We start from the raw sequence: 26,637 nt of genomic DNA, 5'->3' as shown, positions 1-26,637 counted from the left end.
GAGCTCATGCCTGCACCTCGCTGGCTACCGCAGCTTCAAGCGCAACGCCACCAAACACGGTGCGCAGGCTTTGAGAATCAGCGCGTCCCATGGGCACCAACACTGTGTTTTCAGCAATTGTTTTATTCACTAGAACTGCGGCCCGCAGCGTGCCGCCCTCAGAGTCAGTCAATTGGATGTTGTCACCGCTTTTAATGCCCAATGATTCAGCAGTTTTCACACTGATTTGAGCCAAGGCTGGTTTGGCTGCTTTGGTTTTACGCAGTGAGTCTGCCCGGCGAACGAGTGCATCGGTGTCATAAATTGGCGCAAAGGCAGCCAGTTCGAGTTGGCCAGTCAAAGCCACACCCGCCACTGCCTGGTCTGGAACGGAATTGCTCAAGACGGAGGAAAGATCGGTTGGCAAGAATGCCTTGAGAACTTCATCGGAACTGTTGAACTCGAAACCATCCAACCCCAGCAAGTTGCCCAGTACACGCAGCACCTTCCAGCCTGGGCGTGTTTCACCCAAGGGACGAACCGCTGCCTTGAATGTTTGCGCAGTGCCCGCGATGTTGATGAACGTACCCGAAGTTTCAGTGCTGGGCGCAATCGGAAGCAATACATCGGCGTACTGCTTGGCATTGCCTACGAATGCGCAGGCTTGCACCACAAATTCAGCATCAATCAGGCCACGTACAATTTTCTGACCTTGAACACTGTCCAGATCGGGTTCGGCACCAAAAACAATGGCTGCCTTGGCCTTGCCTTCCAGCATGGCTTGGGCGTTCTTGCCACCATGCGCGCTGGCTTGAACACCAGCCACGAACGACCCAACCCAGTTGGCACCATCACCCAGGAAGCCCAATGTCGAACCAGTGGACTTCGCCAATTCAGCCGCCTTGGCCAACACCTGACCCGCAAACGGGCTCATCAACACCTGTTGGCCAATCAATATGAACTTGCCGCCTTCGGGCGCACTCAGTGCGTTGCCAACAGCATCATGGCTCAAAGTGTCAGCCCACTTGGAAGGCGCGGCCTTCAGCCACACAGCCTTGGGCATCAAGGGATCGAGTCCGCCCGCATTCACAAGCACCACACGGGCGCCCTGCTTTGCGGCTTGACGAATTCGCTGGGTCAGCAAAGGCTGATCATTGCGCGGGTCTGCACCCACCACAACGATGGATTCGGCATCTGCCAGTTCTTGAATTGAAGCACCCAACCAAGGCGCTGCGCCGGCAAGGTTAAAGTTTGCGCTGTGGCGCAGGCCGGCATCAATGCTTGTTGAACCTATGCCTGCCATCAAGGCCTTGGCCAAGGCCATTTCCTCAAAGGTGCTGTTCGGTGAAACCAGCATGGCAATGCCATTCAAGTCAGTCGATTCACGGCGGGCTTTTTTCAAACCTTCAAACACAACATTCAAGGCTGTTTGCCAATCGCTGCTTACCCACTGACCATTTTTCTTGATCATTGGTTCAGTCAAGCGATCTGCGGCTTGCAAGCCTTCATAACTAAAACGATCACGATCCGAAATCCAGCACTCGTTCACGCTGTCATTTTCTTGCGGAACAATGCGCATGACCTTGTCGGCTTTCACTTGGACCACCACGTTCGAACCAAGGCTGTCGTGCGCTGCAATTGATTTGCGACGCGCCATTTCCCAAGTGCGGGCGTTGTAACGGAAAGGCTTGGATGTGAGCGCACCCACTGGGCACAGATCAATCATGTTGCCCGACAATTCAGAGTCTACCGAATTGCCCACAAAGCTCAGAATTTCGGAATGCTCACCGCGATTGGCCATGCCCAATTCCATCACGCCGGCTACTTCTTGACCAAAACGCACGCAACGTGTGCAGTGAATGCAGCGGCTCATTTCCTGAGCGGAAACCAGCGGCCCGATGTCCTTAAAGAACACCACACGCTTTTCTTCCTGATAGCGGGAAGACACGCCGCCGTATCCCACCGCGATGTCCTGCAGTTGGCACTCACCACCTTGATCGCAAATTGGACAATCCAAAGGGTGGTTGATCAGCAAAAACTCCATCACGCTTTTTTGGGCGTTCACCGCTTTTTCGCTTTTGGTGCGCACGATCATGCCGGGCGACACTGGCGTGGCACACGCCGGCAAGGGCTTGGGCGCCTTCTCGACATCGACGAGGCACATGCGGCAGTTGGCCGCAATCGACAATTTCTTGTGATAGCAAAAGTGAGGCACATAGCTGCCTGCCTTCTCAGCGGCGTCCATCAGCATGCTGCCCTCGGCCACTTCAACTTTTACACCATCAATCTCTAGTTCAACCATTTGTATCTACCCGCAGGGAATCAAACGTAAGCCGGCACAATGCACGACTTGTGTGTGATGTGATGCTCAAATTCTTCATGGAAATGTTTCAGGAAGGCGCGAACCGGCATGGCCGCAGCATCACCCAGCGCGCAAATCGTGCGGCCCTGAATGTTGTCTGCAATCGAGTTCAGCATGTCCAGATCTTCCGGACGACCTTCGCCGTGTTCAATGCGATTGATGATTCGATACAACCAGCCCGTACCTTCCCGGCATGGCGTACATTGACCGCAGCTTTCTTCGTAATAGAAATACGACAGGCGCAACAGGCTTTTCACCATGCAGCGAGTTTCGTCCATCACGATTACAGCGCCGGAACCCAGCATGGAACCTGCCTTGGCAATCGAGTCGTAATCCATGTCGGTCGCCATCATCACGTCGCCAGGCAACACAGGCATGGATGAGCCGCCGGGAATCACGGCCTTGATCTTGCGGCCGCCCTTCATGCCACCGGCCATTTCAAGCAGGGTTGCAAAAGGTGTTCCCAATGGAATCTCATAATTGCCGGGTTTTTCAACGTCACCGGAAATCGAGAAAATTTTTGTACCACCGTTGTTGGGTTTGCCCAATTCAAGGAACCAATCGCCACCGTTTTGGATAATGAACGGCACCGCAGCGAATGTTTCGGTGTTGTTGATGGTGGTGGGCTTGCCATAAATACCGTAAGAGGCCGGGAATGGCGGCTTGAAGCGGGGCTGGCCTTTCTTGCCTTCAATCGACTCAATCAGCGCAGTTTCTTCGCCACAAATGTACGCACCGTAACCCTGATGCGCATGCAGCTGGAAACTGAAGTTGGAGCCCATGATGTTGTCGCCCAGGTAACCCGCAGCGCGCGCTTGCTCCAGCGCTTCTTCAAAGCGCTCGTAGGTTTCCCAGATTTCACCGTGAATGTAGTTGTAACCCACAGTGATACCCATGGCGTAGGCGGCAATCGCCATGCCTTCGATCACGGAATGTGGGTTGTAACGCAAAATATCGCGGTCTTTGAATGTACCGGGTTCGCCTTCGTCTGAATTACAGGCCAAATACTTTTGACCAGGAAACTGGCGAGGCATGAAACTCCACTTCAAACCAGTGGGGAAGCCTGCGCCTCCACGACCACGCAATCCCGATTTTTTCACTTCGGCAATGACGTCTTCCTGAGAAATGCCTTCGGTCAGGATTTTGCGCAGCGCCTTGTAACCACCACGTGCCTCGTAACCTTTCAGGTCCCAGTTACTGCCATCAAGACCAGCCAGAATCACCGGGTTAATGTGTCGTCCGTGCAAACAAGTCATGACTTCAACTCCTCTACCAGCGCATCGATTTTCTCGTTGCTCATGAAACTGCACATGCGGTGATTGTTCACCAACATGACTGGGGAATCGCCACAAGCCCCCATGCACTCACCTTCTTTCAGGGTGAACAAGCCGTCTTTGGTGGTCTCGTTGTAATCGATACCCAGTTTTTTCTTCAAATATTCAGCCGCATCGGTACCGCCTGACAATGCACATGGCAGGTTGGTACACACAACAATTTTCGACTTGCCCACTTTCTTGGTGTCGTACATGTTGTAAAACGTGGCCACTTCGTAGGCTGCAATCGGCGGAATTTCCAGGTACTCGGCCACCGCCTCAATGGCGTCGGTGGGCAACCAGCCCAGTTCCACCTGCGCAATACGCAGGCCAGCCATCACCGCAGAAATTTTCTGATCGGCTGGGTACTTGGTCAGTTCTTTGTCTATCAAACGATAGGCGTTTTCGCTCAACTTCATGATTCAATTCAATCCTTAGCGATCAATTTCACCGAACACAATGTCTTGGGTACCGATAATGGTCACCACGTCGGCCAGCATGTGGCCGCGAGACATTTCGTCCAATCCTTGCAGGTGTGCAAAACCAGGCGCCCGAATCTTCAAGCGATAAGGCTTGTTTGCACCATCGGCAACCAGATAAATACCGAATTCACCTTTGGGGTGCTCTACCGCTGCATACGATTCGCCTTCAGGCACATGCATGCCTTCGGTGAACAGCTTGAAGTGGTGGATCAGTTCTTCCATATTGGTTTTCATGTCCACGCGCTTGGGCGGCGACACCTTGTGGTTGTCGCTCATCACCGGGCCAGGGTTGGCGCGCAGCCATTGCACACACTGCTGGATAATTCGGTTGGACTGGCGCATTTCTTCAACGCGCACCAAGTAGCGGTCGTAACAGTCACCGTTCTTACCCACTGGAATGTCGAAGTCCAGACGGTCGTACACTTCGTAAGGCTGCTTCTTGCGCAGGTCCCAGGCAATGCCGGAGCCACGCAACATGGGGCCGGTAAAGCCCATGGACAAAGCGCGTTCAGGCGTCACCACTCCCACACCAACCAAACGCTGTTTCCAAATGCGGTTGTCCGTCAACAGGGTTTCGTATTCATCCACGTACTTGGGGAAACGCTGTGTGAAATCGTCGATGAAATCGAGCAGAGAACCCTGGCGGTTCTTGTTCAACTCGTCCACTTTCTTGGCAGAACGCACCTTGGACGGCTTGTACTGGGGCATGCGATCTGGAAGATCACGATACACACCACCGGGGCGGAAATAGGCTGCATGCAAACGGGCACCCGAGACTGCTTCATAGCAGTCCATCAGGTCTTCACGCTCACGGAAGGCGTAGAGAAATACCGCCATTGCGCCCACGTCAAGGCCGTGCGCACCCAACCACAGCAAGTGATTCAGAATGCGGGTGATTTCGTCGAACATGACCCGGATGTACTGCGCACGCACCGGTACTTCAATATTCAACAGCTTTTCAATGGCCATGCAGTATGCATGCTCGTTGCACATCATGGACACGTAATCAAGACGGTCCATGTAGGGCAACGATTGAATAAATGTTTTGTGCTCAGCCAATTTTTCAGTACCGCGGTGCAGCAAACCGATATGTGGGTCTGCGCGTTGCACCACTTCACCATCCAATTCAAGCACCAGGCGCAACACGCCGTGTGCGGCAGGGTGCTGGGGGCCAAAGTTCAGGGTGTAATTTTTAATTTCAGCCATGATTATTTCGCTCCACCGTATTGAGGTTCGCGAATGATGCGGGGTGTAATTTCACGCGGCTCAATGGTGACCGGTTGGTACACCACGCGACCCAGCTCTGGGTCGTAACGCATTTCTACGTGGCCAGACAAGGGGAAGTCTTTGCGGAACGGGTGGCCCACAAAACCGTAATCGGTCAAAATGCGGCGCAAATCAGGGTGCCCTTCAAACACGATGCCGTACAAATCAAAGGCCTCGCGTTCATACCAGTTGGCCGAAGACCACACATCGATTACCGAAGCCACGGTTGGCAGATCGTCATCGGGACAGCACACCTTCAAGCGCAAACGCATGTTCTTGGAGATGGACAACAACTGGCACACCACCCAGAAACGCTGGGATTCGTTCAATTCATTGCCATATTCGCTGCGGTCAAGACCACACAGGTCGATTAACTGCTCGAACTGCAGGGTTTCATGGTCGCGAAGAATCAAGCAGGATTCAAAATAAGAATCGGCTTTCACGGTCAGGTTAACTTCGCCGAACGCAATTTTGCATTCAACGATTCGATCGCCCAAGGCGGCCGCCAAATCGGTACTCAATGTCTCAAGGCTCAAAGTCTGGTTCTGTGTCATAAAGAGAACCCCTTATCGCGCAATCGTTGAAGTGGTTTTGATTTTGTTCTGCAACTGGAGTAGCCCATACATGAGGGCTTCCGCAGTGGGAGGACAGCCTGGCACATACACATCAACCGGCACGATGCGATCACAACCGCGAACCACCGAGTAAGAATAGTGATAGTAACCACCACCGTTGGCGCAAGAACCCATGGACAGCACCCAGCGTGGTTCGGCCATTTGGTCATATACCTTGCGCAGGGCAGGTGCCATTTTGTTGCACAGCGTGCCTGCAACAATCATCAGATCAGATTGACGCGGGCTGGGGCGGAAAATAATGCCGAAACGGTCCAGATCGTAACGGCTGGCACCGGCATGCATCATTTCCACCGCACAGCAGGCCAGGCCAAATGTCATCGGCCACAACGAGCCGGTGCGACCCCAGTTGATCAACTTATCAGCCGTGGTGGTGATAAAACCTTCGTTTAAAACGCCGTCAATACCCATTTGCTCACTACCTTCACGAAAGTGGGGCGATCAATTGCCCGTAAATAGCCCGCTTGTTGGCCAATTTATTCCCAGTCCAGCGCACCGCGGGTCCATTCATAAATGAAGCCCACCACCAGAACACCCAGGAAAATCATCATGGCCCAGAAACCGACTGGACCAATTTCCCGGTAGGCCACAGCCCAGGGAAAGAGGAAGGCGATTTCGAGATCGAACAGAATAAAAAGAATGGCCACCAGGTAGTAGCGCACATCGAATTGCATGCGCGCATCTTCGAAGGCTTCAAAACCACATTCATAGGGGGAAAGTTTTTGCCCGTCTGGGCGATGGGGGGCGAGAACTCGGCCGACCAGCATGGCACCACCGCCTACACCGATCCCCACGAGGATGAACATTAACACTGGAAAATAAGACTCTAAATTCACTGTGACTCCCGTGTAAACCCTAATGGCCTTCGATTAGCCCGAAAAAAAGCCGGTCGTTATGTACAAGACCGGCTTTGATTTAAACCTTGGTGCCGACGACGAGACTCGAACTCGTACAGCCTGTGGCCACTACCCCCTCAAGATAGCGTGTCTACCAATTCCACCACGTCGGCATATCACTGCTGTGCAACAAGCTGACACACAACAAATTACTTTGGAATATCCTGCACGGGCGTTTTTGGTTCAGCCGGCTTACTCTCCGCAGGGGTTGCCGTTCCCTCTACTGGAGAAGCCTGAATGGCCTCCATCACACCACCGGATTCTGACTCGACGCCAGCCCTTGAATAAAAGGCCAAACCCAGTGTGCAAAGCAGAAAGATTGTAGCACAAAAGCCTGTGGCCCGGCTCAAGAAATTCGCCGATCCAGTTGCACCAAACAGGCTGCCAGATGAGCCGCTGCCGAAGGCTGCGCCCATGTCTGCGCCCTTGCCGTGCTGCAGCAAAACTAGAACGATTACGGCGATTGCAGAGATGATCTGCATGACCACCAAAAATGTATTGAAAATGCTCATAAATTATTTAACCTCTCGCGGCGCGTATTATTCCAGAGAAATCATCAGAAGACAAAGCAGCACCACCAATTAGGCCACCATCAATGTCAACTTTTGCAAAAATCTCGCTTGCATTGCCCGGCTTCACACTTCCGCCGTACAAAATTCGGGTACTTTGGGCCACTTCTGGCCCCAACATGGCGTTCAATCGGGCGCGAATCATGGCATGCACCTCTTGAGCCTGCTCCGGACTGGCAGTTACGCCGGTTCCAATCGCCCACACAGGTTCATAGGCCACAACCAGGTTCCAGGCACCATTCTCAACAAACTTCGAGCAGCGTTCCACCACAGGGTCCAACTGAGAAGCAATCACTGCCTCAACTTGTCCTGCCTCTCGCTCTGCCAGGGTTTCACCCACACACACGATCGGGGTAATTCCGCCTTCAATGGCTGCAACGGCCTTTTCAGCGACGGTTACACTGCTTTCAGCATGGTATTGACGACGCTCGGAATGGCCCACCAGCACCTGCTTCACACCAAACTCTTTGAGCATGTCGACTGACACCTCACCGGTGTAGGCACCACTGGCTTTGGCTGACACATCCTGAGAACCAAAGGAGACCAACTGACCATCGAGAAGCTTGCCGACCTGGGCAAGATAAGGAAAAGGACAAAACACAGAGACATCCACCTGATCATCGACCTCGGCCAAAAAACCGAGAATCAATGCTTCATTGGCATCGAAACTGCCATTCATTTTCCAGTTACCAGCCACCAGCTTTTTTCTGATCTGTTTTTCAGTGGTTTCGCTCATTTTTTACCTTACTCATTAATTTCCAACACTATTTTTCCAAGCGAGCTGCCCGACTCCATTAATTCATGGGCCCGAGCCACCTCATCAAGCTTGAAAGTGGCTTGAACCTGGGATTTCAAAACACCCGAGGAAAAACCTTCTTTCAATTCCTGCTCGACCTGACGAGCAAGCTCCGCCTTGAATTCAGCGGAACGCGGCCGCAATGTAGTACCTGTCAGCACCACCTGCTTGGTCATTAATTTGGCAGCATCAATATTCGCAAAGCGCCCGCCCAACAAGGCGATGACAATCACCATGCCTTGCGGTTTTGCACAACTTAAATCCTTGTTCAGGTATTCGCCTGCCACCATGTCGAGAATCAAATCGACACCGTGCTGCTGCGTATCCTGCAAAACCAGCTGCTCCCAATCCTGGGTTTTGTAAAGGTAGGCTTTCTCAGCCCCAAGCCCCAAGCAAAAGTCAGCTTTTTCCTGGTTACCCACGGTAACCAAGGTTCGCAATTCATGCTTTTTACACAACTGGATGGCAGCTGTGCCTATGCCACTGCTGCCCCCGTGAATCAACACTGTTTGACCCGCCTTGGCCCCACCTTTCAAAAACAGGTTTTGCCAAACGGTCATGTACACCTCGGGTAGACTGGCCGCCTCGGTGAAACTCAAGCCTTCCGGAATTTGCATGCATTGCCCTGCGGGCGCACACGCATATTCGGCATACCCCCCGCCATTGCACAAAGCCATGACAGGTTTGCCCAGCATACTTTCAGAAACACCCTGCCCCACAGCCACAACCACGCCAGACACTTCCAAGCCAAGATTTGGATTGGCATCTGGGGGCGGTGGGTACAAACCCAGGCGTTGAAGGACATCGGGGCGATTTACCCCAGCAGCCTTCACCTGAACAAGTACCTCACCTGGCTTGGGTGATGGCACCGGCAACTCGACCAACTCAAGTTGGTCGACACCACCAGGTGCCTTCACGCCCACTGCCCTCATGCTGACGGGCAGGTGTGCAGCCGTAGTGCGCATCAACCTTCGCTGGAGCCTTCGGCTGCCTGCTCGGCAGACGCTTCAGGAACCAGCAAGGCCTTCATGGACAAGCGCAGACGACCCTTTTCATCGGCCTCCAGCACTTTGACCTTCACAACCTGGCCTTCTTTCAGGAAATCGCCGACCGTGTTCACGCGCTCGTTGGCAATTTGAGAGATGTGCAACAGACCATCTTTGCCGGGCAGTACGCTCACAATGGCGCCGAAATCAAGCAGCTTCAGTACAGTGCCTTCGTACACGGCACCCACTTCCACTTCAGCCGTAATGTCTTCAATCAGCTTCTTGGCACGCTCGCCTGCGTCACCATCAACCGAGGCGATGGTGATTGAACCATCTTCTTTGATGTCGATGCTAGCGCCGGTTTGCTCGGTGATGCCACGAATGGTTGCACCGCCCTTGCCAATCACGTCACGGATTTTTTCAGGGTTGATCTTCATGGTGATCATGCGTGGCGCGTAGGCAGACAACTCGCCCACACTGCCACCTGTGGCTTCTTTCATGATGCCCAGAATATGCATGCGGCCTTCACGGGCCTGCGCCAGTGCAACCTGCATGATTTCTTTGGTAATACCTTGGATCTTGATGTCCATCTGCAGCGCAGTAACGCCGTTTTCTGTACCGGCAACCTTGAAGTCCATGTCGCCCAGGTGGTCTTCGTCACCCAGAATGTCGGTCAACACGGCAAACTTGTTCTCTTCCTTGATCAGACCCATGGCAATACCTGCCACCAACTGCTTCAAGGGAACACCCGCATCCATCAGCGACAATGCGCCGCCGCAAACCGAAGCCATGGAGCTAGAGCCATTGGATTCAGTAATTTCAGACACCACACGCATGGTGTACTGGAAGTCTTCAGGCGCGGGCAGCATCATTTCCACTGCACGGCGAGCCAAACGACCGTGGCCGATTTCGCGACGCTTTGGCGCACCCATGCGACCACATTCGCCAGTGGCGTAGGGAGGCATGTTGTAGTGGAACATGAAACGGTCGCGGTATTCACCAGCCACCGCATCGATCATTTGCTCGTCACGGCCAGTACCCAGAGTTGTGACCACCAGGGCCTGGGTTTCACCACGCGTGAACAAGGCGGAACCGTGGGCACGTGGCAATACGCCGGTGCGTACGGTAATTGGGCGTACAGTGCGCGTGTCGCGGCCATCGATACGTGGTTCACCATTCAGGATTTGACCACGCACAATTTTGGCTTCCAGACCGAACATGATGTCGCTAACGTCCGCATTGGTAATGCCAGCGCGTTGTTCTTCAGTCAATTTGGAGGGCAATTCAGCAGCCACTTCAGCGGAAATTTCTTTCAGGCGCTGGCTACGGGCCTGCTTTTCAGTCATTTTGTAAGCAGCGGCCAGTTTCTCGGCTGCCAATTCGGTAACAGCAGCCACCAGTGGCTCGTTTGCAGGTGCAGCTTTCCAGTCCCATTCAGGCTTGCCAGCTTTGGCGGTCAGTGCGTGAATGGCATTGATTGCGGTTTGCATTTGTTCGTGACCGAACATGATGCCGCCCAACATGATTTCTTCAGACAACTCATGCGCTTCAGATTCAACCATCAGCACAGCAGCTTCGGTACCCGCAACAATCAGGTCCATTTTGCTGTCTTTCAACTGTGTGGCTGTGGGGTTCAGTACATACTGCTCGTTGATGTAACCAACGCGCGCACCACCGACCGGGCCATTGAAAGGAATGCCGGCGATTGACAGCGCAGCAGAGGCACCCAGCATGGCTGGAATGTCTGGGTTCACTTCAGGGTTGATCGACATGACAGTCAGGGTTACCTGCACTTCATTGAAGAAGCCTTCAGGAAACAAGGGACGCAATGGACGATCGATCAGGCGTGCATTCAGGGTTTCTTGCTCAGTGCCCTTGCCTTCACGCTTGAAGAAACCGCCGGGAATACGGCCAGCGGCATAGAATTTTTCAACGTAATCAACAGTCAATGGGAAAAAGTCTTGGCCTGGCTTGGCAGACTTGGCAGCCACAACAGTGGCCAGCACTACGGTATCGTCAACAGTAACGATTACAGAGCCACCCGCCTGACGGGCAATTTCACCAGTTTCCAGAGTCACTGTGTGTTGACCGTACTGGAAGGTTTCTTTATGAATTTCAAACACTTTGTCTTTTCCTTTTAGTAATCTCGCCAGGACAATACCCGGATGCGAGAGCCCGTCAGTTTTAAAACACAAATGCCCACAACCGGGGTTGCAGGCATTTGAGTCAAATCAACGGCTTGTAGCAGCGACCAATTACTTGCGTAGACCCAAGCTGCTGATCAGGTTGCGATAAGCATCTGCGTTTTTGCGCTTGAGGTAATCAAGCAGCTTACGACGACGAGACACCATGCGCAGCAAACCGCGGCGTGAGTGATGGTCTTTGGCGTTGGCCTTGAAGTGATCGGTCAACGAGTTGATTCGGGCTGTCAACAATGCCACTTGAACCTCGGGAGAACCTGTGTCGCCCTTGGCGCGTTGATATTCGGCAAGAATTGCCGCTTTATTGATTTCTGACATCTTTAATACTCCACTTGCGTGAACTTGCAGCCTGAATTGATGACCGCAGTTCCGTGTAAAAAGACCACCCTTTCATTCAATTTGACAAAAGGTGGTCGCCTGAACCCGCTATTGTAGGGGAAATTGAATAAAAATCAAACCTGTGGATTCAACTTTTCGTGTTTTGACTGCAATTTGTTCAAGGCCGACAAATAAGCCTTGGCCGAGGCAACCACAATGTCGGGGTCTGCACCCACGCCATTGACGATTCGCCCGCCCTTTTGCAAGCGCATCGTGACCTCGCCCTGCGATTCGGTGGTACCCGAGGTAATGCCGTTGACTGAGAACAGCAAAAGCTCTGCACCGCTTTGCACTTCAGCCTCGATTGCTTTCACTGTGGCGTCCACAGGCCCGTTGCCCTGACTCTCGGAGACAACCTCGCGGCCTTCGATGGAAAACACCACCCTGGCCTTGGGGCGCTCGCCGGTTTCGGAATGCTGAACCAAAGACACATAGCGATAGTGCTCAGACTCACCGCCAGCGCCATCACCCGACACCAACGCATGAATGTCTTCGTCGAAAATCTCGGCTTTACGATCGGCCAGGTCTTTGAATCGCTGGAATACATCGTTTAAGGCCTGCTCACTGTCCATCTCGATGCCCAGGGCTTCAAGGCGCTGCTTGAATGCGTTGCGACCCGACAACTTGCCCAGCACAATTTTGTTGGCCGACCAGCCCACATCCTCGGCTGTCATGATTTCGTAGGTTTGACGTGCCTTGAGTACACCGTCCTGGTGAATGCCAGAAGCATGCGCAAACGCATTGGCCCCCACAATGGCCTTGTTGGGCTGAACCACAAAACCGGTAATGTTGCTGACCAAGCGGCTGGCCGACACAATTTGCGTGGTGTCGATGCCCACATCCATATTGAAGAAATCCCGACGGGTTTTCACCGCCATTACGATTTCTTCCAGCGAACAGTTGCCTGCACGCTCGCCCAAGCCATTGATGGTGCATTCCACCTGACGCGCACCGCCAATGGCCACACCAGCCAGCGAGTTGGCCACCGCCATGCCCAAATCGTTGTGGCAATGCACCGACCACACAGCTTTGTCGCTGTTGGGGGTCAAGGTGCGAAGGTCGCGCATGAATTCGCCATACAGCGAAGGCACGGCGTAACCCACGGTGTCGGGAATATTGATGGTTTTTGCACCCGCCTTGATGACCGCTTCACACACCTTTGCCAGGAATGGCAATTCAGAGCGGTAGCCGTCTTCAGCAGAAAACTCGACATCGTCGGTGTATTGCAAAGCCAGCTTCACAGCCTTCACGGCCTGCTCCAGAACCTGATCAGGCGTCATGCGAAGTTTCACTTCCATGTGCAGGGGCGACGTGGCAATGAAGGTATGAATTCGACGACGTTCCGCTGGCGCCAAGGCATCGCCTGCGCGCGTGATGTCTTTGTCATTGGCACGGGCCAGAGAACACACGGTGGACTCTTTGATGACCGATGCGATGGATTTGATTGCCTCGAAATCGCCATTGCTGGAGGCAGCAAAACCAGCCTCGATCACATCCACTTTCAGCTTTTCCAGCTGCTTGGCAATGCGGATTTTTTCTTCGCGGGTCATGGACGCGCCGGGGCTTTGTTCGCCGTCGCGCAAGGTGGTGTCGAATATGATGAGGCGGTCTGACATGTTGTTCTCCTGAATATGCTCTAAGGATACAACAATGCAGGCCTGAAGCGGTATTGCGGGGAACCCGGGAGGGACCGAATACGACGTACCCGGCCTAAAATCAAGATGGATTAAAAGTGCTCGTCTCGTTCAATGTCCAAGCCTTTCAAGCCCTGCCCCTTCACCTTTCGAACCAGGTAAACGACATAGCCTGACAAGCCGTACAACACAAACACACCGAACAATACCTTGGGCGGGTCTTGAGACACCAGCGCAAACACCAAGGGGATCAAGGCCAGCACCAGAAAAGGCACGCTGCGACGGAAGTGAAAGTCTTTGCCACTGAAGAAAGGCACATTAGACACCATGGTGACACCCGCGTAGAAGGTAATTCCCCACGCCAACCAGTCCAGTTCAGCCCCAGCCATTTTGGCATCGTCCATCACCCACACAAACCCGGTGACCAAGGCGGCTGCGGCAGGACTGGGCAGGCCTTGAAACCAGGCTTTGTCCACCACTGCAGCATTGGTGTTGAAACGCGCCAAGCGCAAAGCCGCGCCAGCCAGGTACACGAAGGCCGCAACCCAACCCAGCTTGCCCATGCCGCTGAGTGACCATTCATAAATAATCAGTGCCGGCGCTGCGCCGAAAGACACCATGTCGGCCAAACTGTCGTACTCAGCACCAAATGCGCTTTGGGTATTGGTCATTCGGGCCACACGACCATCGAGACTATCGAGCACCAAAGCCGCAAAAATTGCAACTGCAGCGGTGGTGAACTGCTGGCCCATCGCCATGACAATGCCGTAAAAACCGCTAAACAAGGCCGCCGTGGTAAACAAATTCGGCAACAAATAGACACCCTTGTGGGGCTTACCAGCTGGCCGCGCAGCCGCAGCTGAGAATGCACGTGGTGCCCCAAAACGGTTTTTATTGCGCTTGAATCGCATAGTCAGGACACCAACTCGGCCAATACAGTTGAAGAGGCAGAAACTTTGTCACCGATGGCAACTTTGGGAACGGAATCGGTGGGCAAATACACATCCACACGAGAGCCGAAACGGATGAAGCCGTAACGCTGACCTTTCTCGACTGTTTCGGTTGGCTTTACGTAGCAAAGAATTCGGCGAGCGATCAAACCAGCCACTTGAACGGCTGTCACAGTAGCACCACTTTCCGTGTGAATCACAATCGCATTGCGCTCGTTTTGCGTACTGGCCTTGTCCAGGTCGGCATTCACAAACAGACCGGGGAAGTAATCCACGGATTTGATTTCACCACCAATCGGAATACGGTTGGAGTGCACGTTGAACACGTTCATGAACACGGAGATTTTCAAGGCTTCACGCTGGGCATAGGGATCTTCCACGCGCTCAACAGCCACGATGCGGCCATCGGCTGGCGATACAACCGCATTTTTTTGTGCAGGAATGTAACGGGGAGGATCACGGAAAAACTGCAACACAAAGACGAACAGAATCCACGCCACGACCGACAGGAATGTGAGGCCAAACGATTGAAGCGCAAGCGCCAGAATGGCAACGATTGCAAGAAAAGGCCAACCCTCGCGGGCAATGATGGGATGTGGGTAGTTCATAGCTCTTTGTTGTGAATGGTTATGACCCCGATTTTATAAGCCAAAAAGGCTCTGCGTGGTGAGTTTTGTGCGAATTGCTCAATAAGAATCTGAACAGCGCCCCCAATTTGCCAGAAAACAAAAAACCCACAGCACTTTCGCACTGTGGGTTTTCTTTTGCAGCAGAAAAGCAGTTGATTAGTTCTTGGACTGATCAACCAGCTTGTTTTTGCTGATCCAGGGCATCATGCCGCGCAATTGAGCACCCACGATTTCAATGGGATGCTGTGCATTCAAACGACGACGGGCAGTCATTTCTGGATAGTTGGTTTTGCCTTCCAGAATAAAACGCTTGGCGTATTCACCGTTTTGAATATTGGCCAGACATTCCTTCATGGCAGCACGAGCCTGGTCGGCGATTACTCGGTTACCAGTTACGTATTCACCATATTCCGCGTTGTTGGAAATGGAGTAGTTCATGTTGGCAATGCCGCCTTCGTACATCAGGTCAACAATCAACTTCAACTCGTGCAGGCATTCGAAGTAAGCCATTTCAGGTGCGTAACCTGCTTCAACCAAAGTTTCGAAACCGGCTTTTACCAGCTCAACCGCACCGCCACACAACACAGCCTGCTCACCGAACAAGTCTGTTTCTGTTTCTTCGCGGAAGTTGGTCTCGATCACGCCACCTTTTGTACCACCGTTGGCAGCCGCATAGGCCAAAGCGATGTCGTGTGCGTTACCGGTTGTGTCCTGGTAAATCGCGATCAGTGAGGGCACGCCGCCGCCTTTCAGGTACTCGGAACGCACGGTGTGGCCTGGGCCCTTGGGGGCGATCATGATCACGTCGATATCAGCACGTGGAACTACCTGGTTGTAGTGCACGTTAAAACCGTGGGCAAAAGCCAAAGCAGCGCCAGCCTTGATGTTGGGGGCCACTTCTTTGTTGTACACGTCGGGAATGTTCTCGTCGGGCAGCAGGATCATGACTACATCGGCTTCCTTCACGGCGTCAGCCACTTCTTTCACCTTCAGGCCAGCACCTTCGGCTTTGGACCAGGAAGCACCACCCTTGCGCAGGCCAACAACCACTTCAACGCCTGAATCGCGCAGGTTTTGCGCATGGGCATGGCCTTGTGAACCGTAACCAATAATGGATACTTTCTTCTTCTGGATCAGGGACAGATCCGCGTCTTTGTCGTAATAAACTTTCATGTCATTTTCCTTTTGATTCAGGTATTTAAATTCATTGTTCAAACGCGAAGGATGCGTTCGCCTCGGCCAATACCGGAACTGCCCGTGCGGACAGTTTCAAGAATGGCGGTGCGGTCGATTGCGTCCAGAAAGGCATCCAGCTTGGATTTGTTGCCAGTCAATTCGATGGTGTAGCTTTTCTCGGTGACATCAATGATGCGACCACGGAAAATATCAGCGGTGCGCTTCAATTCCTCACGCTCTTTACCAACTGCGCGCAATTTTACCAGCATCAGCTCGCGTTCAATATGCGCACCATCACTTAGATCGACCACTTTCACCACTTCAATCAAGCGGTTAAGGTGTTTGGTGATCTGCTCAATGATGTCATCTGAACCCACTGTAACAATGGTCATGCGCGAGAGGGTTTCGTCTTCTGTGGGGGCCACAGTGAGCGTTTCAATGTTGTAGCCGCGGGCAGAAAACAGCCCAACCACACGGGACAACGCGCCTGGTTCGTTCTCGAGGAGAACGGAAATAATGTGTCTCATATTTGCCATCTCCTTGTTAAAGTTCTTCCGAACCCAGCAGCATTTCGGACAAGCCCTTGCCAGCCTTCACCATGGGCCACACGTTTTCGGTGCGGTCGGTGATGAAGTCCATGAACACCAAACGGTCTTTGTACTTGCCAAAGGCCTCGCGCAATGCTGGCTCAACATCAGATGGCTTGGTGATTTGCATGCCAATGTGACCATATGCTTCAACAAGCTTCACGAAATCAGGCAAGGCGTCCATGTAACTTTCGGAATAGCGTGAGCCATAATCCAATTGTTGCCACTGACGAACCATGCCCAGGTAACGGTTGTTCAGGTTCACGACTTTTGGCGTGAAGTGGTACTGGAAGCAAGTGGACAATTCCTGGATGTTCATCTGAATAGACGCTTCACCGGTAATACAGGCCACTTGGGCATCGGGGTTGGCCATTTGAACGCCCATGGCATAGGGCAAGCCCACACCCATGGTGCCCAAACCACCGGAGTTGATCCAGCGACGAGGCTTGTCAAACTTGTAGTACTGGGCAGCCCACATTTGGTGCTGGCCCACATCCGAGGTAATGAATGCGTCGCCGTTGGTGACTTCCCACAGCTTTTCAACCACGAATTGTGGCTTGATCAATTCATCGGACTTGGCGTAGTCCAGACACTTGCGGCCGCGCCACTTTTCGACCTGCTCCCACCAGCCTTGCAGCTTGCCTTGGTCAACGCGCTTGCCGCTTTCTTCCAGCAGTTGAATAAGGTCGACGAGCACGTCTTTGATGTTGCCAACGATGGGCACATCCACTTTCACGCGCTTGGAAATGGAGGATGGGTCGATATCAATGTGAATGATTTTGCGGGGAATGGACGCGAAATCTTTGGGGTTACCAATCACGCGGTCGTCGAAACGGGCACCCACTGCGATCAGTACGTCGCAGTTTTGCATGGCCAGGTTGGCTTCGTAGGTACCGTGCATGCCTGGCATGCCGACGAATTTCTTGTCGCTGGCCTTGAATGCGCCCAGCCCCATCAGGGTATTGGTTGTGGGTGCGCCCACCCATTCAACCAAGCGGGTCAGCTCGGCCGATGCATCACCCAAAATGACGCCGCCGCCGGAATAGATCATGGGGCGCTCGGCTTCCAGGATCATTTGCACGGCTTTCTTGATTTGACCCTGATGGCCTTTGACCACCGGGTTGTACGAGCGCATTTTCACGGGCTCGGAGTAATCGAACGTGGTTTTGTGAATGGTGATGTCTTTGGGGATATCGACCAACACTGGGCCGGGACGGCCAGTGCGCGCGATGTAAAACGCTTCTTTCATGACACGCGCCAGGTCTTTCACATCTTTCACTAGGAAGTTGTGTTTGACGCAAGGGCGTGTGATACCCACGGTGTCGCATTCCTGGAATGCGTCCTGACCGATCGCGTGCGTGGGCACTTGACCAGACAAAATCACCATGGGAATTGAATCCATGTAGGCTGTGGCAATGCCGGTTACAGCATTGGTCAAGCCTGGGCCTGAAGTAACGAGACAAACACCCACCTTGTCGCTTGAACGCGAATAGGCATCGGCTGCATGCACAGCAGCTTGTTCATGACGTACCAGAATGTGTTCGAAACCGTCTTGCTTGAAGATGGCATCGTAGATGTAAAGTACTGCTCCGCCTGGGTAACCGAAAACGTGCTTGACGCCTTCTTCTTCCAGACATTTGACAACGATTTCCGCGCCGGTATATTCCATTTTAAAAAAATCCTGACAAAATCCACGGGACATTGGTCGGATGCCGTCCTGGATCGCATTGCCGTGGGGCACAGGCTTTTTGAAAATGAACAACCTTGTGGGTGTGGACATGTCGCAAAGCGCTGGCGATCACAACCCGATTATGTCGGGCAGGTTGGCCATGGGCTTCTGAACCACAAGTTCAGCGCCCTAGCGCGTCTTTCGCTAAAACAACAAGGGTATGCTGATTAACTAGAGACAAAAACAGGGTAGAACGAGATCTTAGTGCGAAGCCCGCTGTGGGTCAAGAAAAAAGCTCGCGGCTTTGATATCATGCCGTATTGTTAAATATTGCGAATCATTCTCGCCTCGACCCCTACACCCCTCTGACACCACCTCGACACACACATTTATGGCCAGCACGCGAGAATTAGAGGATTTTTTGAGAGAGGTGTCGCACCGGGCTTATCGCCAAGCATTTTTTGCCGTAAAAAATGAAGAAAGCGCCATGGACCTGGTGCAGGAAAGCATGATGAAGCTTTCCGACAAATACGGCGACAAACCCAAAGAAGAACTGCCAATGCTGTTTACCCGCATTTTGCAGAACACAATTCTGGACTACCATCGCCGCCAGAAGGTTCGAAACACTTGGACTACGCTGTTTTCGAGCTTTCAGAAGAAAGATGAAGAAGATTACGACGTGCTTGAGAACCTTCTCGCACAGGATGAATCTCAGAATGCGAGCGCGCAGGACGAGATTGAACAATCACAAAACATGGCAGCCATCGAGGAAGCCATCGCAAATTTGCCGGAGCGTCAACGCCAGGCATTCATCTTGCGTTATTGGGAAGAGATGGACTTGGCAGAAACTGCCGAGATCATGGGATGCTCGGAAGGCAGTGTAAAAACGCATTGCTCCAGGGCGACAAAGGCATTGGCACAGGTATTGAGGCAACAGGGGTTTCGGGAATGAATGAAGATCGGCTAACCGCAAATGTAGTAAAAAGGCTACTTGATGAGTCGGCAGGTCAAGTTCCGCCCCACATTCAGGATCGCCTTAACCTGGCCATCACCAAATCGGTGCAGCTTCACGCTGAAAAGCACGGCACCAAGCAAGCCAGTGCTGGCCGCCTGGGTGGCCAAGTCAGTGGTTTATTCCAGCAATTTTCCGAATGGTTCAATCGCCCTGCCTTGTCGATGGCGGTCAGTGCACTGTTTATCGCAGGTGCCGCATTTGGCGTGGCGCAGTTTGGTCTCGAGAATTACGACCTCCGAATTTCCGAAACAGCAGACCTGGACGCGGCCATTCTGTCTGATGATTTGCCACCAGATGCCTATCTGGACAACGGTTTTATCAACTACGCCACGGAACTGGAGAAAAACAATCCAATTCCGGCTGAAGACGGTATTGAGCAGTGGATGGACTCCCTGCCGGCCGACTTCACCACATCGATCTAGTGACTGAGGATTGACAGGTATGGTTGCGACTCGACTTTATTCCGGTTTGTTGACGCTGGGGCTTGCGCTGGTTCTGGCCCTGCAAAGTGCCGAGGCACTTGCAGACACTGAATGGTCTGAGTTGTCGCCCAAACAGCAGGAATTGTTGGCTCCGCTTAAAAATGAGTGGAATTCAATGAACAACGCCCAGCAAGAACGTTGGTTGAAGGTGGGGCGCAAATACGAAGGTGAACCTGCCGAGCGCCAAGCCATCATGCGCGAACGTGTCAGCAGCTGGAGCGAGCTTAGCCCCCGGGAAAAAGCAGCTGCGCGAGAAAACTACAAAGCCTTGAAGGAAAAACGGCAAGGCGAACGAAATTCAAGCTGGAACAGCTATCAAAGCCTGGATCCCAAAAAGCGGGATGAATTCAAAGGCAAAAAGCAATAAACCGGTGCTCATTCAAGCATAAGGGGCAAGCCCTGCTTCTTGGTGGCGATAAAATACCGGTATGGAACGACTACTCACCAACGGGCTGATCAGCCCCAGCCGAAAACGCCGATTTGCAAGCATGCTGTATGAAAGCATGCTGCTGTTCGGTGTTTTGTTCATCGCGGGCTACTTTTTCGACACCCTTACCCAAAGCCGACATGCCTTGTACCTTCGAGAAGCACGCCAGTGGTGGTTTTTTGCCGTGTTGGGCTTGTATTTTGTGTGGTTTTGGCGGCATGGCGGGCAAACTCTGGCCATGAAAACCTGGCACATTCGACTGGTGAAGGAGAACGGGGAACGCGTCGGATTGGTGCAAGCCATGCTGCGTTACGTGCTTTGCTGGTTTTTCAACCTGACAGGCATTGCCTTCATTTACTCGTTTTTTGACAAGAACGGGCAATTTCCTCAAGACCGCCTGGCCAAAACCCTGCTGGTGTCTACCAAACCACGTGAACGAGGCATCGAAGAAGTGATGCGTCACGACTAGTCGCTAGTCACACAGCGAGTTCACGGCATTCTCCAGGCGCAGCCAATCCACTTCGGCTTTGGGTGCGCCACACCGCAAAATGCTGACCTCCGTGGGGTAGGCGCGGACCAGAATGCCCATTTGTTCAAGATCAGCAGCCCATTTCTCGTTGCTTGGATGGGCAAAACTGATGAAGTAACCGCCCTTGTGAATTTGAACATGTTCGCCCAATCGAACACGCCAAAGTGATTCGAGCCGACCACACACCGCCTCCAGTCGAATCAACTGCTCGGCTCTCCATTCTTCTGCCGCGAAATATTGCAGCGCCAGCCACCATTGTGGCGAAGACACCGCTTGCGTGCCCACTTCATTGAGCAGTGCTGTGCACACAGCCTTGGGGCCGCACACAAACGCGAGGTTTGCTCCGGCCAAACCGGAAAAAGGCGCCACCGAGCGAAGCACAATGGCGGGCTCGGCTTCAATAAAGGAGGCGTAAGATTCTTCACCGGTCCAGTCCAGATAAGCCTCGTCCAGAATAAGCCAGCCGCCCTGCTCCCGAAGCTTTCGGGCAAGAGGCTTGATCTGCTTGATACTGATCATTTGGCAGGTCGGGTTGACCGGTCGGCCCAGCACCACAACATCACATTCTGGAATTTCACCTTCGAGAACCAGTTCAACGGGCCAATCGAGCACCACATGGTTGGCACGGCGAAAGCGTTTGTCCCATTGATCAAAACTGGGCTCGGCCAAAACCACCCGCATCGATCCGTACCAGGTTTGAAACAGACGCGCCAGCGCAGAAATACCGCTTTCTATACCGGTAACCGCCAGTACAGATTCACACTCAAAATAACGCGCTGCTTCCAGGTGAAAGCGCGACCTCAACAGGTCGGGGCTGGCCCAAACAGAAGCTGGCATGTCTGGCAGTTCCAGCTCGAATGGCGCAACAGAGCCCGAGAGATCGAGCTTGGCCTGCTGCTGCACATGGGTTTCAATGCGCATCCGAAGTTTCCAGATGCACAGGGAATCCCCACAAGCGTTCTACCTGTGCCAGGGTTTTCTCGGCCTCATCGGTGTTCAAAGGCCTGCCACGGCGGCTCATGTGAGTCAGGGTGAGAGACCGGTCAGTCATTCGGGCATACGAGGTGACCTGAATGTCGGGCACCATGCTTTCGCGCGAATACTGGTTGGCCAAAAGGGTACGAATTCGTTTGTAACCCTCGTCGTTGTGAATGCTGTCAATGAACAATTCGCTTTCGGTTTTGTGATCCGCGATCGTGAACAAACGGAAATCGCGAATAACCTTGGGTGACAAAAACTGGCGTATGAATGATTCATCCTTGAAATTACGCATGGCGAAATCAACCGCTTTCAACCAATTGCCACTACCAGCCAATTCAGGAAACCAGCGCTTGTCTTCTTCAGTGGGCTTTTCGCACATGCGGCGAATGTCGCTGAATATGGCAAAGCCCAAGGCATAAGGGTTCAAGGCCCTAAAACGCCCGTCGCGTGAATCGGGTTGAAACACCACATTGGTGTGCGAAGTGAGGAATTCAAGCATGAAACCGTCGGACACCAGCTTTTCGTCGTACAGGGTATTGAGCAAGGTGTAATGCCAAAAGCTGGCCCAACCTTCGTTCATCACCTTGGTTTGCCCCTGCGGATAAAAGTACTGTGACATTTTACGAACAATGCGAACCAGTTCGCGTTCCCAGTCGCGCAGCTTGGGCGCTTCCTTCTCGATAAAGTACAAAATGTTTTCGACGGGCTCGCGGGGGTAGTTGTCCTGACGGCGCTCTATTTGAGCGGCCTCAACCGGCGATACCTTGGCCATGATTTCATCATACTGCCGCCGCTTTTCTTCAGCGAGATCGTCGCGCCTCACCTTCAATGCGGCCTCGGACTCAAAACGGCGCTTGTAACGATCCACACCAAAGTACTGTATGGCGTGGGCAGCATCGAGCACTTCTTCAACCGCATCAATGCCAAATTTTTCCTCACATTCCATCACGTACTTTTTGGCAAACACCAGGTAATCAATAATGGCGTCGGCCTGGGTCCACTGCCTAAACAGGTAGTTGCCCTTGAAAAAAGAATTGTGGCCGTAGCAGGCGTGCGCAATCACCAATGTCTGCATGGTCATGGTGTTCTCTTCCATGAGATAAGAGATGCAGGGGTTGGAGTTGATCACCACCTCGTAAGCCAGGTTTTGTTGACCAGTCTCGTACAGGTGCTCGTTAACCGAAAAGGATTTGCCGTAGCTCCAGTGTGGATACATGACAGGCATGGCACCGCTGGAATAGGCATCCAGCATTTGCTCGGCACTGATCACTTCAATTTGATTGGGGAAGGTATCTAGTTTGTATTTGTTGGCGGCAATGTCGTGAAGCTGCGTGTCAATGTCGCGCAGCAGATCGAACGTCCATTCATTGCCGGCCAGGTCAAGTTGCTGGGCCATGTTGCTACTCCTAGCGCCCAAAGGCGACTTCTTTTTTCTCAAACAAACCGCGAAACACAGGGTAAATGTCACGGCGGTTGAACAACTTGCGCATGGCAAAGTGCCCGGCAAAGCTGTCTTCCAGTCGTTCAAAACTTTCCCACAAATCAGAAGCACGGGCCATGCCGAACATGGGCGTGGGCATGGTTTCCACATACGCGTAGTAACGCACATGCGGCATGATTTTGGAAGAGAGGTACTCCGCGCTGGCCCGCGCATCGCGCGAGGTGGCATCACCATCCGAGGCCTGCGCCACATACACATTCCAGGCGCTGCCAGGGTAGCGGGTCTCGATGATGTGATGCATCAACTCCATGGCGGGCATAATTTCTGTACCGCCACTTTTTTTGCCATAGAAAAAGTCTTCTTCGCTTACTTCTTCCGCCTCATCGGTGTGACGAATGAATACCAGCTTCACCTCTTCATATTTGCGGGTGAGGAACAGGTACAGCAGGGTGTAAAAGCGTTTGGCCAAATCTTTCTTGGCTTCGTCCATCGAGGCAGACACGTCCATCAGGCAGAAAATAACGGCATTGGTGGAAGGCTCGGGGTAGGTTACGCGGTTGCGATAACGCAGGTCGACTTCGTCGAGAAAGGGCACATACGGCTTTTTCTTGGGATCATCGAGCAAATCCAGCTGACCCTTCTCGTCGTCTTCTTCCTCATCGTCGTCGCGGGGCTCAAGCGCCACTCGGCGCATGAGCGAGGCCTTCATGGTGCGCAACACAGAAAGCGAGGTGGGCGCGCCCGTGCGTGAATAACCAGCGTTGCGGCTTTTCATGCGCTTTACCGAAGAAATTTCACGCTTCAGCAGTTCAGGCAATTCAAGGTCGTCGAAATACAGGTTCAAGAACTCTTCACGCGACAACACAAAGGTAAATCCGTCTTCACCTTCACCCTTGCCCGGCTTACCACCACCCTGCCCTTCGCCACCGCCGCTGGGTCGTGGAATGCGGTCGCCCGGCACGAAATCGCGGTTGCCCGGTACAACATGCTCGACATCGCCGCCTTGTCCGAAAATAAAGGTGGGCTCGGACACTTCACGGGTGGGAATACGCACCTTCACGCGCCCGTCGCCGCTGACATCGGAAATGGAAGACTCACCGGCCACATCCGCGACCGCTTTTTTCAATTGCGTTTTGTAACGCCGAATAAAGCGCTCGCGGTTGGGCAAGCTTCTGTTTTTGCCGTTGAGCCTGCGATCAATAATGGTTGAATCGCCCATGGCAAACTCCTCTATGCGTATTGCGTGATCAAGACGCCTTTTTCACGCGCAAATGCCATTCCACCAACAAACGAACCTGTTTCTCGGTGTAACCCTTGGCCACCATGCGGTCCACAAAGTTGTCGTGCTTTTCCTGACTTTCTTTCGAACCTTTGTGATCGAAAGAAATCACGGGCAGCAGGTCTTCAGTTTTCGAGAACATGCTTCGCTCGATCACTTCACGCAACTTCTCGTAGCTGGTCCATGCCGGCATGGTGCCGGAATTGCTGGCCTGTGCACGCAACACAAAGTTGACTACCTCATTGCGGAAGTCTTTGGGGTTGGCAATACCCGCAGGCTTTTCAATGCGGTTCAGTTCTTCGTTCAGTGAGTCGCGATCGAAAATTTGCCCAGTGGCCGGGTCGCGGAATTCTTCATTCTGAATCCACTTATCCGCAAACTGAATATACCGCTCGAACAGGTTTTGCCCGTATTCGCTGTAGCTTTCGAGGTAGGCGGTTTGAATTTCCTTGGCCACGAACTCGGCGTACTTGGGTGTCAGGTAACTCTTGATGAAATCAAGGTACTTGCGGGTTTGTTCCTCGGGCAGGTTGTCTTTAATCACCTGCTGCTCAAGCACATACAGCAAATGTACGGGGTTGGCGGCCACTTCATGGTGGTCAAAGTTGAACACTTTGGACAACACTTTGTAAGCCCAGCGAGTAGACGATCCATTCATGCCCTCGTCGGGCCCGGACTGGTCACGGTACTCCTGAATGGGCTTGGCATGGGGGTCCACGTCTTTCAGGTTTTCACCGTCGTACACGCGCATTTTGCTGAACAGGTTGCTGTTGGCAGGCTCTTTCAGGCGGGTCAACACACTGAACTGCGCCATCATGTTGAGTGTTCCGGGTGCGCACGGTGCCTTGTTCAGGGAAGAATGCTCAAGCAACTTTTCGTAAATCTTGACCTCTTCGGACACGCGCAGGCAGTAAGGCACCTTCACGATGTAAACGCGGTCCAGAAACGCCTCGTTGGTTTTGTTGTTGCGGAACTGTTGCCATTCCGATTCGTTGCTGTGCGCCAAAATTATGCCGTCAAAGGGAATGGAGCCGAAGCCTTCCGTGCCTTTGAAGTTGCGTTCTTGCGTGGCTGTCAGCAAGGGGTGCAGCATTTTGATCGGTGCCTTGAACATTTCCACGAACTCAAGCAAGCCCTGGTTGGCCAGGCACAGGCCGCCACTGAAGCTGTAAGCATCGGGATCGTCCTGGCTGAACTGGTTCAACATGCGAATGTCGACCTTGCCCACCAAGGCTGAAATGTCCTGGTTGTTTTCGTCGCCAGGTTCAGTTTTGGCAATCGCAATTTGATTCAAGGTGGAAGGCATCAAGCGAACCACGCGGAATTTGCGCAGGTCACCGCCGAACTCGGCCAAGCGCTTTGTGGCCCATGGGCTGGCAATGCCGGTGAGGTAGCGGCGCGGAATGCCATATTTGTCCTCGAGCGAGGCACCAAATTGGGCAGGGTCAAACAGGCCCAGTGGCGATTCGTTGATGGGCGAACCTTTGAGTGCATAAATGGGCTGTTGCTCCATCAAGGCTTTCAGGCGTTCAGCCAGTGAAGACTTGGCACTGCCCACGGGGCCTAGCAGGTAAAGTACCTGTTTGCGCTCTTCAAGACCCTGCGCGGCGTGGCGGAAATAGGCAACGATGTTTTCAATCACCTCTTCCATGCCGTAGAACTCTTTGAACGAGGGGTAACGGCGCACCACGCGGTTGGCGAAAATTCGGGACAAGCGCGGATCGTGGCGGGTGTTGATAACTTCGGGCTCGCCGATGGCGTGCAGCATGCGTTCGGCAGCGCTGGCGTAGGTGAGCGGGTCGACTTTGCACAGGTCGAGGTACTCTTCGAGACTCATCTCGGTTTGCTGCAACGCTGCAAAACGAGACTGAAACTGACCGAAAATGTCAGAATCGCTGGAATTTAAATCACGCGGTTCAAGCTCTGTGTTCATGATGTCCTCCTGCACAACGCTTCTTTGCCTTTTGTTTCGGCCGTG

General features: G+C 53.0%; 27 protein-coding genes and 1 tRNA gene. 5 read left to right on the top strand and 23 right to left on the bottom strand.

From position 1 onward, the window contains the following. Positions 1-4: 4 nt before the first annotated feature. The 19 genes from nuoG to FCS97_RS10095 form a co-directional block, all read right to left on the bottom strand. Positions 5-2,281 (bottom strand): NADH-quinone oxidoreductase subunit NuoG, encoded by a 2,277-nt coding sequence (gene nuoG, locus FCS97_RS10185; protein ID WP_138518329.1) that lies wholly within the window; start codon positions 2,279-2,281, stop codon positions 5-7. Positions 2,282-2,301: 20 nt separating this feature from the next. After that, entirely contained in the window at positions 2,302-3,597 is a 1,296-nt protein-coding gene (nuoF, locus tag FCS97_RS10180) for an NADH-quinone oxidoreductase subunit NuoF (RefSeq protein ID WP_138518328.1), read from the bottom strand. Continuing rightward, entirely contained in the window at positions 3,594-4,073 is a 480-nt protein-coding gene (nuoE, locus tag FCS97_RS10175) for an NADH-quinone oxidoreductase subunit NuoE (protein ID WP_105028778.1), read from the bottom strand. The genes nuoF and nuoE overlap by 4 nt, the downstream gene beginning before the upstream one ends. 15 nt (positions 4,074-4,088) lie before the next feature. After that, positions 4,089-5,342, bottom strand: coding sequence for an NADH-quinone oxidoreductase subunit D (locus FCS97_RS10170; protein WP_138518327.1), 1,254 nt, complete (start codon positions 5,340-5,342; stop codon positions 4,089-4,091). Positions 5,343-5,344: 2 nt separating this feature from the next. After that, on the bottom strand, positions 5,345-5,956 hold the full coding sequence (locus tag FCS97_RS10165) for an NADH-quinone oxidoreductase subunit C (RefSeq protein ID WP_138518326.1): 612 nt from the start codon (positions 5,954-5,956) through the stop codon (positions 5,345-5,347). Between the two features lie 12 nt (positions 5,957-5,968). Further along, a complete protein-coding gene (locus tag FCS97_RS10160; RefSeq protein WP_008251188.1) occupies positions 5,969-6,445 on the bottom strand; it encodes a NuoB/complex I 20 kDa subunit family protein in 477 nt (158 codons plus the stop codon). A gap of 65 nt (positions 6,446-6,510) precedes the next feature. Further along, a complete protein-coding gene (locus FCS97_RS10155) occupies positions 6,511-6,870 on the bottom strand; it encodes an NADH-quinone oxidoreductase subunit A (RefSeq protein ID WP_008251186.1) in 360 nt (119 codons plus the stop codon). 87 nt (positions 6,871-6,957) lie between these two features. After that, positions 6,958-7,043 (bottom strand) — tRNA-Leu (locus FCS97_RS10150). Positions 7,044-7,079: 36 nt separating this feature from the next. Further along, positions 7,080-7,442: a preprotein translocase subunit SecG gene (secG, locus tag FCS97_RS10145; protein ID WP_138518325.1), complete on the bottom strand. Its 363-nt coding sequence runs from the start codon at positions 7,440-7,442 to the stop codon at positions 7,080-7,082. Between the two features lie 7 nt (positions 7,443-7,449). Beyond that, on the bottom strand, positions 7,450-8,235 hold the full coding sequence (gene tpiA, locus FCS97_RS10140; protein WP_171035264.1) for a triose-phosphate isomerase: 786 nt from the start codon (positions 8,233-8,235) through the stop codon (positions 7,450-7,452). Positions 8,236-8,243: 8 nt separating this feature from the next. Next, the gene (locus FCS97_RS10135) at positions 8,244-9,260 is read right to left on the bottom strand and encodes an NAD(P)H-quinone oxidoreductase (RefSeq protein WP_212746477.1); all 1,017 of its coding nucleotides are present in this window, start codon (positions 9,258-9,260) and stop codon (positions 8,244-8,246) included. Then, a complete protein-coding gene (pnp, locus tag FCS97_RS10130; RefSeq protein WP_138518324.1) occupies positions 9,260-11,404 on the bottom strand; it encodes a polyribonucleotide nucleotidyltransferase in 2,145 nt (714 codons plus the stop codon). The genes FCS97_RS10135 and pnp overlap by 1 nt, the downstream gene beginning before the upstream one ends. Positions 11,405-11,536: 132 nt before the next feature. Further along, complete coding sequence (gene rpsO / locus FCS97_RS10125; protein WP_008251166.1) at positions 11,537-11,800, bottom strand: 30S ribosomal protein S15; 264 nt, start codon at positions 11,798-11,800, stop codon at positions 11,537-11,539. 134 nt (positions 11,801-11,934) lie between these two features. Further along, entirely contained in the window at positions 11,935-13,476 is a 1,542-nt protein-coding gene (locus FCS97_RS10120) for a 2-isopropylmalate synthase (protein WP_138518323.1), read from the bottom strand. A 110-nt stretch (positions 13,477-13,586) separates the two neighbouring features. Next, positions 13,587-14,405, bottom strand: a complete 819-nt coding sequence (gene pssA, locus FCS97_RS10115; RefSeq protein WP_138518322.1) for a CDP-diacylglycerol--serine O-phosphatidyltransferase — start codon at positions 14,403-14,405, stop codon at positions 13,587-13,589. 2 nt (positions 14,406-14,407) lie between these two features. Further along, positions 14,408-15,052: a phosphatidylserine decarboxylase gene (locus FCS97_RS10110; protein ID WP_138518321.1), complete on the bottom strand. Its 645-nt coding sequence runs from the start codon at positions 15,050-15,052 to the stop codon at positions 14,408-14,410. A gap of 177 nt (positions 15,053-15,229) precedes the next feature. After that, positions 15,230-16,246, bottom strand: a complete 1,017-nt coding sequence (gene ilvC, locus FCS97_RS10105) for a ketol-acid reductoisomerase (RefSeq protein WP_138518320.1) — start codon at positions 16,244-16,246, stop codon at positions 15,230-15,232. 38 nt (positions 16,247-16,284) lie between these two features. Beyond that, a complete protein-coding gene (gene ilvN, locus FCS97_RS10100; RefSeq protein WP_138518319.1) occupies positions 16,285-16,776 on the bottom strand; it encodes an acetolactate synthase small subunit in 492 nt (163 codons plus the stop codon). A gap of 16 nt (positions 16,777-16,792) precedes the next feature. After that, complete coding sequence (locus FCS97_RS10095) at positions 16,793-18,505, bottom strand: acetolactate synthase 3 catalytic subunit (protein WP_138518318.1); 1,713 nt, start codon at positions 18,503-18,505, stop codon at positions 16,793-16,795. A 40-nt stretch (positions 18,506-18,545) separates the two neighbouring features. Here FCS97_RS10095 and FCS97_RS16790 point away from each other — a divergent pair, with 40 nt between their 5' ends. From FCS97_RS16790 to FCS97_RS10075, 5 genes are all read left to right on the top strand, one after another. Next, the gene (locus FCS97_RS16790; protein ID WP_008251157.1) at positions 18,546-18,677 is read left to right on the top strand and encodes a hypothetical protein; all 132 of its coding nucleotides are present in this window, start codon (positions 18,546-18,548) and stop codon (positions 18,675-18,677) included. Positions 18,678-18,896: 219 nt separating this feature from the next. After that, positions 18,897-19,457: an RNA polymerase sigma factor gene (locus FCS97_RS10090; protein ID WP_008251156.1), complete on the top strand. Its 561-nt coding sequence runs from the start codon at positions 18,897-18,899 to the stop codon at positions 19,455-19,457. Beyond that, on the top strand, positions 19,454-19,942 hold the full coding sequence (locus FCS97_RS10085; RefSeq protein ID WP_171035263.1) for a DUF3619 family protein: 489 nt from the start codon (positions 19,454-19,456) through the stop codon (positions 19,940-19,942). Before FCS97_RS10090 ends, FCS97_RS10085 begins: the two co-directional genes overlap by 4 nt. 19 nt (positions 19,943-19,961) lie before the next feature. Further along, positions 19,962-20,369 carry a DUF3106 domain-containing protein gene (locus tag FCS97_RS10080; RefSeq protein ID WP_138518316.1) on the top strand — a complete coding sequence of 136 codons (408 nt, stop codon included), beginning with the start codon at positions 19,962-19,964 and terminating at the stop codon, positions 20,367-20,369. 61 nt (positions 20,370-20,430) lie between these two features. Further along, positions 20,431-20,898, top strand: coding sequence for an RDD family protein (locus FCS97_RS10075; protein ID WP_138518315.1), 468 nt, complete (start codon positions 20,431-20,433; stop codon positions 20,896-20,898). A 3-nt stretch (positions 20,899-20,901) separates the two neighbouring features. Here the strand turns inward: FCS97_RS10075 and FCS97_RS10070 are convergent, their stop codons facing one another. The 4 genes from FCS97_RS10070 to FCS97_RS10055 are packed head-to-tail and all read right to left on the bottom strand — an operon-like array spanning position 20,902 to position 26,592. After that, a complete protein-coding gene (locus FCS97_RS10070; RefSeq protein WP_138518314.1) occupies positions 20,902-21,879 on the bottom strand; it encodes an aminotransferase class I/II-fold pyridoxal phosphate-dependent enzyme in 978 nt (325 codons plus the stop codon). Further along, positions 21,869-23,335, bottom strand: coding sequence for a SpoVR family protein (locus FCS97_RS10065; protein WP_138518313.1), 1,467 nt, complete (start codon positions 23,333-23,335; stop codon positions 21,869-21,871). The genes FCS97_RS10070 and FCS97_RS10065 overlap by 11 nt, the downstream gene beginning before the upstream one ends. A gap of 10 nt (positions 23,336-23,345) precedes the next feature. Continuing rightward, on the bottom strand, positions 23,346-24,599 hold the full coding sequence (locus FCS97_RS10060; RefSeq protein WP_138518312.1) for a YeaH/YhbH family protein: 1,254 nt from the start codon (positions 24,597-24,599) through the stop codon (positions 23,346-23,348). A gap of 28 nt (positions 24,600-24,627) precedes the next feature. Next, positions 24,628-26,592, bottom strand: a complete 1,965-nt coding sequence (locus tag FCS97_RS10055) for a PrkA family serine protein kinase (protein WP_138518311.1) — start codon at positions 26,590-26,592, stop codon at positions 24,628-24,630. Positions 26,593-26,637 lie beyond the last annotated feature (45 nt).

This window comes from Limnobacter alexandrii (assembly GCF_005871185.1).
GTDB classification, from domain to species: Bacteria; Pseudomonadota; Gammaproteobacteria; order Burkholderiales; family Burkholderiaceae_B; genus Limnobacter; species Limnobacter alexandrii.
Note: the sequence above shows the minus strand (reverse complement) of the source record. Positions and strands in the feature narration are given on the sequence as shown.

Bases quoted from the DNA above. Each gene is read 5' to 3' on its own strand.
- nuoG (WP_138518329.1), bottom strand. From the start codon at position 2,281: ATGGTTGAACTAGAGATTGATGGTGTAAAAGTTGAAGTGGCCGAGGGC.
- nuoF (WP_138518328.1), bottom strand. From the start codon at position 3,597: ATGACTTGTTTGCACGGACGACACATTAACCCGGTGATTCTGGCTGGT.
- nuoE (WP_105028778.1), bottom strand. From the start codon at position 4,073: ATGAAGTTGAGCGAAAACGCCTATCGTTTGATAGACAAAGAACTGACC.
- FCS97_RS10170 (WP_138518327.1), bottom strand. From the start codon at position 5,342: ATGGCTGAAATTAAAAATTACACCCTGAACTTTGGCCCCCAGCACCCT.
- FCS97_RS10165 (WP_138518326.1), bottom strand. From the start codon at position 5,956: ATGACACAGAACCAGACTTTGAGCCTTGAGACATTGAGTACCGATTTG.
- FCS97_RS10160 (WP_008251188.1), bottom strand. From the start codon at position 6,445: ATGGGTATTGACGGCGTTTTAAACGAAGGTTTTATCACCACCACGGCT.
- secG (WP_138518325.1), bottom strand. From the start codon at position 7,442: ATGAGCATTTTCAATACATTTTTGGTGGTCATGCAGATCATCTCTGCA.
- tpiA (WP_171035264.1), bottom strand. From the start codon at position 8,235: ATGAGCGAAACCACTGAAAAACAGATCAGAAAAAAGCTGGTGGCTGGT.
- FCS97_RS10135 (WP_212746477.1), bottom strand. From the start codon at position 9,260: ATGCGCACTACGGCTGCACACCTGCCCGTCAGCATGAGGGCAGTGGGC.
- rpsO (WP_008251166.1), bottom strand. From the start codon at position 11,800: ATGTCAGAAATCAATAAAGCGGCAATTCTTGCCGAATATCAACGCGCC.
- FCS97_RS10120 (WP_138518323.1), bottom strand. From the start codon at position 13,476: ATGTCAGACCGCCTCATCATATTCGACACCACCTTGCGCGACGGCGAA.
- pssA (WP_138518322.1), bottom strand. From the start codon at position 14,405: ATGCGATTCAAGCGCAATAAAAACCGTTTTGGGGCACCACGTGCATTC.
- FCS97_RS10110 (WP_138518321.1), bottom strand. From the start codon at position 15,052: ATGAACTACCCACATCCCATCATTGCCCGCGAGGGTTGGCCTTTTCTT.
- ilvC (WP_138518320.1), bottom strand. From the start codon at position 16,246: ATGAAAGTTTATTACGACAAAGACGCGGATCTGTCCCTGATCCAGAAG.
- ilvN (WP_138518319.1), bottom strand. From the start codon at position 16,776: ATGAGACACATTATTTCCGTTCTCCTCGAGAACGAACCAGGCGCGTTG.
- FCS97_RS10095 (WP_138518318.1), bottom strand. From the start codon at position 18,505: ATGGAATATACCGGCGCGGAAATCGTTGTCAAATGTCTGGAAGAAGAA.
- FCS97_RS16790 (WP_008251157.1), top strand. From the start codon at position 18,546: ATGCCGTCCTGGATCGCATTGCCGTGGGGCACAGGCTTTTTGAAAATG.
- FCS97_RS10090 (WP_008251156.1), top strand. From the start codon at position 18,897: ATGGCCAGCACGCGAGAATTAGAGGATTTTTTGAGAGAGGTGTCGCAC.
- FCS97_RS10085 (WP_171035263.1), top strand. From the start codon at position 19,454: ATGAATGAAGATCGGCTAACCGCAAATGTAGTAAAAAGGCTACTTGAT.
- FCS97_RS10080 (WP_138518316.1), top strand. From the start codon at position 19,962: ATGGTTGCGACTCGACTTTATTCCGGTTTGTTGACGCTGGGGCTTGCG.
- FCS97_RS10075 (WP_138518315.1), top strand. From the start codon at position 20,431: ATGGAACGACTACTCACCAACGGGCTGATCAGCCCCAGCCGAAAACGC.
- FCS97_RS10070 (WP_138518314.1), bottom strand. From the start codon at position 21,879: ATGCGCATTGAAACCCATGTGCAGCAGCAGGCCAAGCTCGATCTCTCG.
- FCS97_RS10065 (WP_138518313.1), bottom strand. From the start codon at position 23,335: ATGGCCCAGCAACTTGACCTGGCCGGCAATGAATGGACGTTCGATCTG.
- FCS97_RS10060 (WP_138518312.1), bottom strand. From the start codon at position 24,599: ATGGGCGATTCAACCATTATTGATCGCAGGCTCAACGGCAAAAACAGA.
- FCS97_RS10055 (WP_138518311.1), bottom strand. From the start codon at position 26,592: ATGAACACAGAGCTTGAACCGCGTGATTTAAATTCCAGCGATTCTGAC.